The organism is Desulfurivibrio dismutans, from assembly GCF_029210385.1.
GTDB lineage: Bacteria > Desulfobacterota > Desulfobulbia > Desulfobulbales > Desulfurivibrionaceae > Desulfurivibrio > Desulfurivibrio dismutans.
In genome coordinates this window covers 156,251-168,738 of sequence record NZ_JARGDQ010000004.1, presented here as the reverse complement: position 1 = coordinate 168,738, position 12,488 = coordinate 156,251, and the positions used below count along the sequence as shown (strand labels likewise).

The window sequence follows — 12,488 nt, the reverse complement described above, 5'->3', positions numbered from 1 at the left end:
CAACCAAGATGAGGAAAAAACAGACAATGGATCAGCGCATGATCAATGTCGGTTTCGGCAATGCCGTGCCGGCCGGGCGAATACTGGCAGTGGTCAACACCAAATCCTCGCCGATGAAAAAACTGCGGGAAGAGGCCAAGGAACAGAAAAGGCTGATCGACGTCACCGAAGGCCGCCGCACCCGCTCCATCATCATCCTGGACAGCAACCACGTGGTGCTCTCGGCCGTGCAGCCGGAGACCATCTCCCTGCGCTTTTCCACCCCGCTGGAGCAACGGGGCAAGGGCGAGGAAGAACAGCTTAAGGACGCAACCAGATGAGCCAAGGATGCCTGCTGGTGGTTTCCGCCCCCTCCGGGGCCGGCAAGACCACCCTGCTGAAAAGAATCCTGGTTGATACTCCGCGCATCGGCTTTTCCGTATCTCACACCACCCGGCCGCCGCGCCCCGGCGAACAGCACGGAATAGATTACCATTTTGTCGACCGGGAGGAGTTTCTCCGCCGCCGGGAGACGGGAGATTTTCTGGAATGGGCCGAAGTGCACGGCAACTTCTACGGCACCAGCCGGGGGGCGATAGAGCAGGGGCTGGCCGACGGCAAGGACATCCTGCTGGACATCGATGTCCAAGGCGCCCGGCAACTTAAAGAGCAAGTGGACTTGCCGGCCGTTTTTCTTTTCATCGCCCCGCCCTCGGCCAGGGTTTTGGAAGAGCGATTACGAGGCCGCGGCACCGACACCCCGGAGGTAATCGCCCGGCGCCTGGAAAACGCCAGGCAAGAGATGCAGGAGGCCGACTGGTATGATTACCTGGTGATCAACGATGTTCTGGCCGAGGCCGAAGGGCTGCTGCGGGCCATCATTGCCGCTGAGCGCTGCCGCCGCCGGCGCCGACCCGACGGCAACCCTCTGCCCCCGTTCAGCTCATGAAAAAGCGGCCGCCAGATCAAACACGCCGGCCACCCTCGGCCGACAGTCCATCCCTACCCGGCAAGCATCCCCGGTCAGCCAGGGCCGCCAGGCCAGCAAAACCAAGGGCTGACCAGGAACGCCGCCCTGCACCACACGAGTCGCTGCCCGCCAACGCGGCCTGGGGTTTCCATGCCGTCCGGGCCCTGCTGGCCCACCGTCCGGCAAGCATCGAGCAACTGTTCATCAGCGCGCATCGTAACGACCAGCGCCGCCGGGAGTTGGCCGAACTGGCCAGGCGCCACGGCATTGCGGTGCATGAAGAGTTGCCGCCGGCCTTTGCCCAGGAAGGGATCAGTCACCAGGGGGTGGTGGCCCAGGTTAAAGCCGACGCCAACACAACCCTGGAAAACCTGCTCACCGGGCTGGCGGGCAAAAGCAACCCCCTGCTGGTGGCGCTGGATTCCATCCAGGATCCACGTAACCTGGGGGCCATCATCCGCACCGCCGCCGCCTTCGGCGCCGACGGCCTGATCATCCCCAAGGACCGCAGCGCCCCGCTGAGCGGCACGGTGATGAAGGCCGCCGCCGGCACCCTGCCACTGGTCAACATTTGCCAAGTGACCAACCTGGCCAACACCCTGGCAGAGCTGAAAAAACACGGATTCTGGATCTACGGCGCCGGCGGCCGGGCCCCGCAGCAGTTGTATCACACCAGTTTCAGCGGTCCGGTCTGCCTGGTGATGGGCAACGAACAAAAAGGCCTCCGCCCCCTGGTTAGCCGCCATTGCGACCACCAGATCGCCATCCCCATGGCCGCCGGGGTGGAGTCCCTCAACGTGGCGGTGGCCACCGGGGTGATCCTGAGCGAAATACGCCGCCAGCAGGGCTGATTACCAGCCACCGCCGGCGCTGCGCTTACTTGTCCGCCCCGGCCCGGCGACGATCGCCGATCTCCACCCTTTCCACCCGACGGCTGGCCGCATCGAGGATGGCAAAGCCGGGCTGGTCGTCCTTGCCCAGCAGTTCGCCGGGGTTGATCAGCAGGGTCTCACCGATCTGCTCCACCTGGTAACGATGGTTATGGCCACAGCAGACCACATCGAAGTTGCCCTGGGCCGCCATGCCCCGGGCCAGCTGGGGGTAGTGGGTAAAGGCAAACTTGAGCCCCGCCGCTTCCACCGCGCCGAATTCGCCGTGATGAGTCAGGCCGGGAAATTTGGTGCCGCAGAACTGGGAGATCAGGTGCCGGTCCCCGGGGTTGTTGCCGTAGACCAGATGTACCGTCCCACCAAAGGCGGCCAACTCGGAGAGCATGAAGGGCGAAATCAAATCCCCGCAATGGATGATCAGACCCACCTGGTAAGAATTGCAATAAGTCACCGCCGCCCGCAGGTGGGCGATGTGATCATGGGTATCGGAAATAACGGCAATCCGCATTGACAGCCACCTTTGTAAATCAAGAAGTTAAACCAAAAAACAATTGCCGAAAACTGCTCTAGTTGCGCATAATTTCGGTGTCGGCCGGCGGCTCGAAGCGGTAAAAATCGGCGGGCAGGTCGGGGTCCAGTTCAACCCCGGAGAATTCCAGGGTGGTGACACTGCCAAAGTGATCGACGATGTCCAGCCGCCGGATAAAAAAGGGCTCCCCCCCCACCAGCAGATCGAGATACTCCACCTGGGAATGCAGTTCGCGAGGCTCCAGACGCAGGGCGTAATAACCGGCCGGAAGAGTGGGCCGTTCCCACTCCGGCACCGCCGTTACGACAAAATCACGCAGGATATCGCCGGTACCGGCGAAAAAGGCGTACGTTACATCGGAGTCCAGGTAGGTATCCACCTCGCTGATCATCATCTGGTTGCTGCGAGCCAGATACAGCCTGACCTCCTTACCGTCGCCCACCAGCACCTGGTGGTCCGGCGTCTCGTACTCCCAGCGCATCTGATGGGGTTTGAGAAACATCACTCGCCCTTCCCCCACCCGCTGCCGACGGCTCATGGGCATGGCCGTCCGTTGCCGAAATTCGGCCTTAAAACCGGCAACCTGGTCATAGATTTCCTGCAACCGGCCGGCCAGTTCTTCCGGCTCCGGTTCCACGTCGGTCGCCATGGCCGCCTGGCCGTAAGACAGCAACAAAAAGCACAGTAAGGGCAGCAGCAGGGGCCGGCCGCCAAAAAACATGTTTTTTCGCAGCAACAAGGACATTTTCCTTCTCTCGGGATGGGGTTAAGCCGGTAATACGTTTAAATATCGCCGGTACCGGTAGCAGCGTGCAACTCAATGGAACGGCCGAAGATGCGCCGGGCGGTCTGGGTGGCCGCCTCGGTGACATCGGAGACATAATAGAGATTATCTCCCTCGTCCCGGCGGTTTAGGGTTTGGGCTACCTCTGGGTTGGCTTTGAGAAAGGCGGCCAGTTCCTCGGCCAGCGCCTTGGAGGAATCGATCACCCGAACCCGGGAGCCGATTCGGCGCTGGATCAGTTCCTTGAGCAAGGGATAATGAGTGCAGCCCAGCACCAGGGTATCCACCTGCTGCTGCTGCAGAGGCGCCAGATAGCGGCGCAGGATCATCTTGGTTTCCCGTTTATCGAGCCAGCCCTCTTCCACCAGAGGGACCAGCAGCGGACAGGGGGCGGAGAAAACCCGGCAAGCGGCGTTTTGCTGCTGCAGTAGCTGCTCATAAACCCCGCTGCGGATGGTGGCCCGGGTGCCGATCACCCCCACCCGACCATGGGTGCTGAGGCGGGCGGCCTGGGCCACCGCCGGGCCGATCACCTCGAAAAGGGGCAGGTCATAGGTTGCCCGCAGGGTTGCGGTAGCCACACTGGCGGCCGAGTTGCAAGCCACCACGATGATCCGGGCTCCACGGGCGAGCAGGAAATCGACATTCTGGCAGGAATAACGGGAAATGGTGGCCGCACTCTTGGAGCCGTAGGGCGTGCGGGCCAGATCTCCGAAATAGACCAAGCGGTAGTCGGGCAGGGCCTGCTCAATGGCTCGGGCCACCGTCATGCCGCCCACCCCGGAATCAAAAACACCTATCATTTGCCGGGCCGGTTAAAGCTTTAAGAATTGCATCAGGACATCAGGACTTAGCGGCCGACGCTTTGTTCTTGCGGACCACGGTTTTTTTGGCGCCGGTCGGGGCCTTCTTGGCGCCTTTACCGCTACGGGCGACAATGGCTTTGCGCAGATTTTCCGGCAGTCCCCGAGCCTTGCCGGACTTCTTGCGCCGGTCGGACAACTCTTTGGCGCACAGGGGCTGACGCAGGGACAGGCCCCATTTCTGGCGATATTCACGGCCGGTCAGGCCGTGGGAGAAGAGATGCTTGGGAGAGAGCATTTTGAACTCCTCGCCACACTCCAGACAAACTATTTTATGTTTCTGGATCGACTTCTCGGGCTTATCGCTGAAAGCCCCCTGCGCCTGACCAGCCTCAGTTGCGGCCCCGCGGGCCTCATCATGCTGCAATGAATGCAGCACATTGTAGGTCGACTGTAAAGACTGCACCATCTCTTCCGCCGACATGCTTGTTGATGAACATTGGGCCTGAACCAGCTCCGCTGCCATTTCAACCAGTGACTTTCCCATAATAATCTCCGCGACAAGTATCGTTCAATTAATCTCTGACCACTTGACTAAACTTCAATGGAGGCAGGATTAGCTTATTAAGCAGTTAAATTCAAGTATTTTACTCAATATGAACTAAAAACGATCAACCACCACCACTTCTTCCAAAGGCAGTTGCCCGCCCCGCGGCCAGGCCGGCTTGGTCCCTTTGCCGATGGCCACAAACATTGCCACCACATGATCCTCGGGCAGGTTGATCAGGCGGGACACCGCCTCGTAGTCAAAACCGTCCATGGGGCACGAATCGTAGCCCATGCTTTGCGCCGCCAACATCAGGGTCTGGGCGGCAATACCGCAGGAGCGCATGGCCTCGTCCCGCTGGACCTGGGGTTTATCCCGGTAATAAAATTCGATGGCCGGCAGCAGATATTCCTGCACCTCTTGCGGGGCGTTGTGCCAGTAACGCTCCGGATTATTCTCCCAACTGTTAAGATCGGCACACAGCACAATGAGCAGCGAAGCATCGGTCACCTGGGCCTGGTCCCAGGCCTCAGCCCGGATCAACTGGCGGAGGATGGGGTCCTTCACCAGCACAAAACGCCAGTTCTGGATATTGAAAGCGGTGGGCGAGAGCAAAGCCATGGAAAGCAGCTGGTGCTCCTCGGCCTCGCTCATCCGGTGATTGGGATCGAAATGCTTGATGGCCCTTCTGCTTTCAATGGCCTTGATGGTTTCCATAAGACTGCGCCTCCCTGCAGTGATGGTGCCTTAAGAGTTCCTGGGGGAATGTCACTTGCCGACGCTTCCCGGTCGTGTTATTTGATTGAACAGTTACGTGCCAGAATGAGCTGGATAGTTACGAACAGTTCAACATAACGGAAGAAGAGCAAAAGAGCCAGCCCCGGGTTTGCCCCCCCGGCTTCCCAGGATATCCCAGCCATGCCCGACAAACCCTCGCCCCCAGCCGATCCACGCCAATTGCGCCGCTTTCTGACCGAACTGCGCGGCCTGGTGCTTTTGCACCGGGAATTGGGCATCGAGTCCTACCCGGCTGCCGCCGGACTACAACGCCTGGTAAAGGCCTCGGCGGAACAGCAACCGGGGCCACGCGCCTCCGAAAAAAGGCCGACCGGGGAAAAAACCGTACACCCGGGCCGCCCCGCCAACCGCTCCCCCGGGCCCGAACGTCGAACGACGCCCGAGACCGACCGGGAACCCCCGAACCTGGCCCTGTTGGCAGAACGGCTCCAGGATTGCCAACAGTGCCCCCACCATCAATGGCGCCAAAAAGTTATCTTCGGCCAGGGAGCAGCAACGGCCAAACTGCTGCTGGTGGCTGATTTTCCCGGCCCGGCGGAAGAAAGCGCCGGCCTGCCTTGCCAAGGAGAGGCCGGCGAGCTGCTGGACCGCATGCTGGCTGCCATCCAGCTCAAAAGACAAGAGGTTTACCTGACCACCCTGGTCAAATGCCTTCCAGCGCCGGCCGCGCAGTATTCGGCGAAAACCGCCAAACCCGACCCGGCCTCCATCCGCGCCTGTCTGCCTGTTTTACAGCAGCAAATTGCGGCCATCCGCCCGACCCTGATCTGCACCCTGGGCCCCCTGGCGGCCCAAACCCTGCTGAACACCAACAAAAACCTGCTGCAACTGCGGGGGCGATTCCACCAATACCGCCAAATCCCCCTGATGCCCACCCTGGCCCCGGATTTTCTGCGGCACAACCCGGAAATGAAAAAAGCCGCCTGGCAGGATCTACAAATAATCCAAAAATTCCTGCAAAAAAATGAGCAAAAACAACCAGCCAGGTAAGCGGGCAGCGGTGCCACAGATTGCGGCAAGCAGACCGACGCCGCTTACCCCCAGGACGCAAGCCGGGCTTATCGCCGCAAGGTGCGGTGCTGATGCCCGCTTACCGGAAATTTTCGGATTTCAGACCCTGCCGCTTGATGATCTTCTGCAGGGCCACCCGGCTTAACACCGCCAACCCCGCCGCCTGGGTGACATTACCCTGGGTCATGGTCAGCAGTTGCTGGAGATAGTCGGCGGTGAAGCGGTCCACCAGTTCATCCTTACTCTGCAGATAAGGCTCGATGGCCGACCGCCGACCCTCGGCACCGTTACCGGCCGCGGCCGGACCCGCCGTCTGTTCCTCCACGGCGCCGATTTCCGCCAGCCCGATCTCCTGGTCCGGGGCAAACAGCACCATACGGCGGACAAAATTCTGTAACTCCCGGACATTGCCGGGCCACTTGCGGCGGGCGATCTCCCGCAGGGCGGCGACACTGAAACCCTTGGGCGGTAATTCCAGCTCCCGGCAGACGGCCCGCAGGCAGTAATCGGCCAGCAGCGGCACATCCTCGGGAATCTCGGCCAGCGAGGGCGTGTGCAGGGTAACCACATTGAGGCGATAATAGAGATCTTCCCGGAAGCTGTGCTCCTTGATCTTGGTTTCCAAATCCTGGTTGGTGCTGGAGATGATGCGAACATTGATCTTGCGGGGCTTATCGCCGCCCACCGGGCGGATCTCCCGTTCCTGCAGGGCCCGCAACAGTTTGGTCTGCACGCTCACCGGAATATCGCCGATTTCATCCAGCAGCAGGGTGGAGCCGTCGGCCTCCAGAAACAGGCCGGCATGGTCCTTTTCCGCCCCGGTAAAGGACCCTTTCTTGTGACCGAACAACTCGCTTTCCAACAGGTGCTCGGGGATCGCCGGGCAGTTGACGGTGACCATGGGACGCTGGCCACGCTTGCTCAGTTGATGAATGGCCCGGGCCACCAGTTCCTTGCCGGTACCGGACTCCCCCCTAATCAGCACACTGTAATCGGTATTGGCCAGGGCCTGGACACCCTCATAAAGCTTGCGCATCCGCGGGGACTGGCCGATTAAACCGGCAAAGCCGGCCTGCTCCGGCAACTGCTGGCGCAGGTTCATGTTTTCCCGGATCAGGCGGCTGCGCTCCAGGGCTTGCAGCAAAACCCTGACCAGATCTGGAATCTCAAAGGGCTTGGTGATGAAATCGTAGGCGCCGCGCTTGACCGCCGTCACCGCCGTTTCAATGCCGCCGTAAGCGGTCATCATCACCACCGTCACCCAGGGGTCGATCTTTTTCACCTCGGTCAGCAGATCCAGGCCGCTGACCTCCGGCATCCGGATATCCAGCAGCAGCACGTCGATGCTCTGCTCCCGGATCAGTTCCAGCCCGGCGGCGGCTTCACTGGTGGTTGCCACCTCCACCTCGGCCAGTTCCTCGGGCAGAATCCGAGCCAGGGCCTCCAGCAGGTCGGTTTCATCATCGATAATCAGCAAACTGGCTGCCATACAGGGCTCACTCCTTCGCCGTCGGCGGCGGGACGTTGATTAAAGGCTGGTCCATTGACAACGGCAATTCCAGGGTAAAGCAGGCCCACTCGCCGGCCCGGCTTGCCACCCGGAGCTCGCCGCCGTGTTCCTTGATAATCCCGTAACTGACCGACAGCCCCAGGCCGGTGCCCTCGCCGGTGCGCTTGGTGCTGAAAAAGGGATCAAAGATTCTGTTAAGATCCTCGGCCGCAATCCCCGGGCCGTTATCCCATACCTGCACCCGCACCGGACCCTGGGGGGCAGCCAGCCGGCTCTTGATCTCAATTTCTCCCCCTTCATCCTGCATCGCCTGGCGGGCGTTGAGCAGCAGGTTGAGAAAAACCTGCTTGATCTTGTTTTCATCCAGTTCCAGTTCTGGCAGGCCGCCGGCCAACTCCAGGTTGATGGCCACCCCCTGCTTGCCGAACTGCGGCGCCACAATCCTGGCCACCTCTTCAATGAGCCGGTTAAGATCCGCCGGTTGCTTGCGGCTTTCACCACCACGGGCAAAAGCCAGCAGATCGCCGACAATCCTCTTGCAATCGCGGGCCTGCTTAGCGATCACCGCCAGGTCCTGCCGGGCCCGGGGGCTGAGGTTGGGCTGACGCTTAACCAGATCGACGTAGCAGATAATAATCCCCAGCGGGTTGTTGATCTCATGGGCCAGGCCCGCCACCAACTGGCCCATGGCCACCATCTTTTCGGTCTGCTGGATCTTCTTTTCCAGTTCCTGCTGCAGCAGCCGAGCCTCGGAATCCCGCAGGGCCCGGGTGCGCTCGGCCACCCGCCGTTCCAACTCCCGGTTGTACTGCCGCAACTGCTCCCTGGTGCGGCGCAGATCCCCGGCCATGCTGTAAGCCGCCGCCGTCAGCTCCGCCAGTTCATCCTTGCTGCCCAGGCCCGTGGCAACGGTTAAGGTGTAGCCGGAATAGCCATCTTCAGCTTTTGCCTTGCCCAACTGCTGATCGAATTCGTGCACAGGAGCAGATAAAGGCGGGATCACCTCGCTGTCGCTCTCCTCCTGTTCCCGAAAAATATTCAGTACCCCGCGAAGGTTGGTCACCACCATGCGGTGGAAGAAAAAGCTCAGCAGGATGAACACCAGGGCCATGCCGAGAAAGACCAGTAAAAAAACCGAAATGGCTTTCTCCCGGGCGTCGGCCATAGCGCCGGCCACCGGCACCCCCACCACCACTGCCCCCGCCAGCTCCCCGACCTGGCGATGAAACCCCAACACATCGCCATAGGTGGCCACCAGCCCCTGGGGGGCGTCGGCGGGGTTACCGTGGCAAAGCAGGCATTCGGCTTCGAAAACCACCGGCCGGAAGCGTTTAAATTTTTTCTTACCGTTTGCTTCCACCAGGCCCCGCCATTCCGCCTCGCCGGGGTTTTCGTTAAAGAAAGCAATCATCCGGCGTTCCAGCGCGTTGGCCTCGTAGGATGGATTACGGGCCTGCAGCGCCACTCGACGGTACTGGTATTCTTCCGCCATGGCCGGGGAGAAACGCTCCATCACTGCTCGGCCCACATAGGAGGTGCTCATGGCTTCGGGCACAAAATGGTCGTGACCCAGTTGCCGATACATGGCCGGCCGCAACTCCTCGCGCACATAAGCCCGGCTGGCCTCCACCGCCGCCATCACCAGTTCCGACTGCGCAAAGGCCCGTTCTTCCAGTTGGCCCTTTTCGTGCTGGTAAACGATGAAAACGGTGAGCAGACAGTTGAACAACAGAATAAAACCGGTACCAACCAGGAACTTGAATTGAATCCCGAAGGCGTCATGCAACCGCTGCCCAAGACTCGCCCTCTCCAAGGGCCGGTGTTCAGCTCTGTTGTGGTTTTCGTTCGGCATCCCGCTCTTCTCCGTTGAGAATCATCGCCGCCACCCTTGCCCAGCACCCGATACTGAATAGACCGGGATGATTATAACGCAACCGGCCGCATTTTACCAAAAACCTCCGCCGCCGGTGACAACCAAAGTTAGCACCTGCTGCCAACCGGAGGCACCAATCGGGTGCCAGTCGCCACCCTCAGGTACCACCGGCGTGGCCGACAGACACACCCAACGTACTGTAACAACGAGGTTTAGACAAAACAAACCGCACCTTTAAAAAACTGGCACGCATGTTGCTCTGAACGTGGTTGACCAATCACCCGGCCAACGGCACACACGCCGCCCAACAACTCCAAAATAAAGGAGATCCAACATGAATTTTCTAGTCCCGCACGACGGCTCGGAACACGCTTACAAGGCTTTGGAGCAAACCGTGGAACTGTCCAAAAAACTGGGAGGAGCAGTGAAAATCGAAGTGATAATCGTGGTCCCCGATCTCTGCCTGGTGGACGTGGGCATTAACGAATGCGACACAATCACCGGCACCCTTTACAAGGAAGCGCAGGGCATCAGGACTAAAGTCAACGAAAAACTTGCCGGTTTAGGGGCCAGCGCCGAAATCCGGATCGAGGCGGGCAATGAGGTTGACAACATCCTCAAATGCGCCGACGAACTTCCGGCCGATTTCATCGTCATCGGCGCCGCCGGCAAACACGGTGCCGGACGCAGCGGGCGGCTGGGCAGCGTGACCGACAAGGTGGTGAACAAAAGCGACCACAGCGTCATGGTCATTCGTTGACAGTCCGTTGAAAAAGCCATCCCTGGCTTTTTCAACGAACGGTTGGCCAAAGATGGCTTTGGCCAACCTCACGAATTCATTGCCACTTTCAGTGCCAATAAATTCGGCGGCCCACCCATGGGCCGCTAACAACCCATTTTTCAACGGGCTGTTAAGCCCGCAAGCCCGGACAATCATTTCCCCGCCGGACTTATCACCCGACACGGCGGCCAAGTCCAAGGAGGCAAACCATGTCTGAAGAAGCCAAAAAAGGCATCAGCGATGCCATCAAAGAGGAAGAAGGCGCCCTGAGCAAGGGTAAGAGCAAATGGGAAGATCTCTGGAAGAAGGAAGACTGGTGGGCCAACTGGCTGGGCGCCTTTCTGCTGCTGGCCGGCCTGGGTTTCTTTCTTTACAGCTCACCGGACAACATGAAACAGATCATCGCCGATACCCAGGCGACCATGGCGGCCGAGCAACAGAGGGCCCCCTTCCCCACCATTGAGTACATGGAGGCCGAACGTCAACTAAGCGGCTTGCAGGCCCGAAAAACCCCCCTGGGGCAGAAGCTGGGCACCCTGCTGCAGCGGCCCAAACGCTGGGACACCGCGCCGGGCCAGGCCTTTATCCTGACAAAAGAGGCGGCGGCCGAACGGCGGGCAGCGGCCCAGCCCCGCTACGAAGAAGCGCAACAGCTGCGGGTTCAGGCCCGGGACCGGGCCGAAGCGGCCCAGGCAGCGGCGGAGGCGGCCAATTTTACCGATCCGGCCTTGAACCAGGTCGCCGACGAGGCCATTGAGGCCTGGGGCCGAGCCCTCAGCGCCGAGTCACGGGCCCGCAGCGCGGCCAACATCCAGGCCTACAACGTGATCCCTTCGATGATCGTGCTGATGGTGCTCATCGCCCTGCTCTTCTCGGTGGGCATGCACTTCATGGGCCAGAAGCTGGGCGGCTTTTTCATCGGCTTTCCCTTTATCTTCGCGCTCAGCATCGTCGCCTATTTCATTGCCGGCCACAGCTTCTCCACCCAGTACGGACTGAGCTATGTGCTCTGGGCGGTACTGCTGGGGCTGCTGATCAGCAACACCGTGGGCACCCCCAAGTGGGCCAAGCCGGCGGTGCAGGTGGAGTATTACATCAAAACCGGCCTGGTGCTGCTGGGCGGCAGTATTCTCTTCGGGCTGATCCTGATGATCGGCGCCCCCGGAATCGTCATCGCCTGGGGTGTGACCCCCGCCGTGTTAATCATCGGTTACTGGGTGGGCGACAAGTTCATCAAGCTGCCTTCCAAGCCGCTTAACGTCACCATCGCCGCCGCCGCCAGCGTCTGCGGGGTGTCGGCGGCCATTGCCGCCGCCGCAGCCAGCAAGGCCAAAAACGAGGAGCTGACCATCGCGGTGGGTCTTTCTATCGCCTTTACCGCCGTCATGATGTTCGCCATGCCGGCCCTGGTGCTGGCCCTGGGGATGAACCCCATCGTGGGCGGCGCCTGGATCGGCGGCACGGTGGACTCCACCGGCGCGGTGGTGGCGGCCGGCGAATTGTTAGGGCCGGGGGCCATGTACACCGCCGCCACCCTGAAGATGATCCAGAACGTGATGATCGGCGTGATCGCCTTCGCCATCGCCGCTTACTGGGCCACCCGGGTGGAAACCCGGGCCGGCAACGTGAAGTTGACCTTCGGCGCGGCCATGAAGGAAATCTGGGTTCGTTTTCCCAAGTTCGTCATCGGCTTCATCGGTGCTTCCGTGGTCTTCACCATCATCTACGAGCTGATGGCCACCGGTGTGGGCGAGGTAATCATCAGCGACGGCGCCCTGCGCGGCTGGGCCAACCCGCTGCGCGGCTGGTTGTTCTGCATGGCCTTTGTCAGCATCGGGCTGGCCACCAACTTCCGCGAACTGGCCAAGTACTTTGAAGGCGGCAAGATCCTTTACCACTACGCCTTCAGCCAGGGCTTCAACGTGGTCCTGACCCTGGTCCTGGCCTGGCTGATGTTCATAGTCGCCTTTCCCGGCGTCACCGAGCACCTGATGGCCATCCGTTAGTAACTGT

General features: G+C 60.6%; 13 protein-coding genes. 6 read left to right on the top strand and 7 right to left on the bottom strand.

From position 1 onward, the window contains the following. Window positions 1–26: 26 nt before the first annotated feature. From P0N66_RS06075 to rlmB, 3 genes are read left to right on the top strand one after another with little or no spacing between them, the layout of a single operon-like run. A complete protein-coding gene (locus tag P0N66_RS06075) occupies window positions 27–320 on the top strand; it encodes a DUF370 domain-containing protein (protein WP_275803337.1) in 294 nt (97 codons plus the stop codon). After that, a complete protein-coding gene (gene gmk, locus P0N66_RS06070; protein ID WP_275803335.1) occupies window positions 317–928 on the top strand; it encodes a guanylate kinase in 612 nt (203 codons plus the stop codon). The genes P0N66_RS06075 and gmk overlap by 4 nt, the downstream gene beginning before the upstream one ends. Next, window positions 925–1,800 (top strand): 23S rRNA (guanosine(2251)-2'-O)-methyltransferase RlmB, encoded by an 876-nt coding sequence (rlmB, locus tag P0N66_RS06065; protein ID WP_275803333.1) that lies wholly within the window; start codon window positions 925–927, stop codon window positions 1,798–1,800. Before gmk ends, rlmB begins: the two co-directional genes overlap by 4 nt. A gap of 25 nt (window positions 1,801–1,825) precedes the next feature. Here rlmB and P0N66_RS06060 read toward each other — a convergent pair whose 3' ends face one another. The 5 genes from P0N66_RS06060 to P0N66_RS06040 all read right to left on the bottom strand — a co-directional run bounded on the left by P0N66_RS06060 (window position 1,826) and on the right by P0N66_RS06040 (window position 5,219). Continuing rightward, a complete protein-coding gene (locus tag P0N66_RS06060; RefSeq protein ID WP_275803331.1) occupies window positions 1,826–2,347 on the bottom strand; it encodes a metallophosphoesterase in 522 nt (173 codons plus the stop codon). A gap of 58 nt (window positions 2,348–2,405) precedes the next feature. Continuing rightward, window positions 2,406–3,107 carry an outer membrane lipoprotein periplasmic chaperone LolA gene (gene lolA / locus P0N66_RS06055; protein ID WP_275803329.1) on the bottom strand — a complete coding sequence of 234 codons (702 nt, stop codon included), beginning with the start codon at window positions 3,105–3,107 and terminating at the stop codon, window positions 2,406–2,408. A 44-nt stretch (window positions 3,108–3,151) separates the two neighbouring features. Then, on the bottom strand, window positions 3,152–3,955 hold the full coding sequence (murI, locus tag P0N66_RS06050; RefSeq protein ID WP_275803327.1) for a glutamate racemase: 804 nt from the start codon (window positions 3,953–3,955) through the stop codon (window positions 3,152–3,154). Between the two features lie 40 nt (window positions 3,956–3,995). Beyond that, window positions 3,996–4,502 (bottom strand): Ros/MucR family transcriptional regulator, encoded by a 507-nt coding sequence (locus P0N66_RS06045; protein ID WP_275803325.1) that lies wholly within the window; start codon window positions 4,500–4,502, stop codon window positions 3,996–3,998. Window positions 4,503–4,616: 114 nt separating this feature from the next. Then, on the bottom strand, window positions 4,617–5,219 hold the full coding sequence (locus P0N66_RS06040; RefSeq protein ID WP_275803323.1) for a nitroreductase family protein: 603 nt from the start codon (window positions 5,217–5,219) through the stop codon (window positions 4,617–4,619). 201 nt (window positions 5,220–5,420) lie between these two features. On the opposite strand from P0N66_RS06040, the gene P0N66_RS06035 reads away from it, so the two are divergent. Further along, window positions 5,421–6,290 (top strand): uracil-DNA glycosylase, encoded by an 870-nt coding sequence (locus P0N66_RS06035; protein ID WP_275803321.1) that lies wholly within the window; start codon window positions 5,421–5,423, stop codon window positions 6,288–6,290. A gap of 100 nt (window positions 6,291–6,390) precedes the next feature. On the opposite strand, the gene P0N66_RS06030 is transcribed toward P0N66_RS06035, so the two are convergent. Both P0N66_RS06030 and P0N66_RS06025 read right to left on the bottom strand, forming a co-directional pair. Further along, window positions 6,391–7,800 (bottom strand): sigma-54-dependent transcriptional regulator, encoded by a 1,410-nt coding sequence (locus tag P0N66_RS06030; protein ID WP_275803319.1) that lies wholly within the window; start codon window positions 7,798–7,800, stop codon window positions 6,391–6,393. Between the two features lie 7 nt (window positions 7,801–7,807). After that, a complete protein-coding gene (locus tag P0N66_RS06025; protein ID WP_275803316.1) occupies window positions 7,808–9,673 on the bottom strand; it encodes a c-type heme family protein in 1,866 nt (621 codons plus the stop codon). 355 nt (window positions 9,674–10,028) lie between these two features. On the opposite strand from P0N66_RS06025, the gene P0N66_RS06020 reads away from it, so the two are divergent. Both P0N66_RS06020 and P0N66_RS06015 read left to right on the top strand, forming a co-directional pair. Continuing rightward, window positions 10,029–10,454, top strand: a complete 426-nt coding sequence (locus P0N66_RS06020) for a universal stress protein (RefSeq protein WP_275803314.1) — start codon at window positions 10,029–10,031, stop codon at window positions 10,452–10,454. A gap of 230 nt (window positions 10,455–10,684) precedes the next feature. Beyond that, window positions 10,685–12,481, top strand: coding sequence for a YeiH family protein (locus tag P0N66_RS06015; RefSeq protein WP_275803312.1), 1,797 nt, complete (start codon window positions 10,685–10,687; stop codon window positions 12,479–12,481). Window positions 12,482–12,488 lie beyond the last annotated feature (7 nt).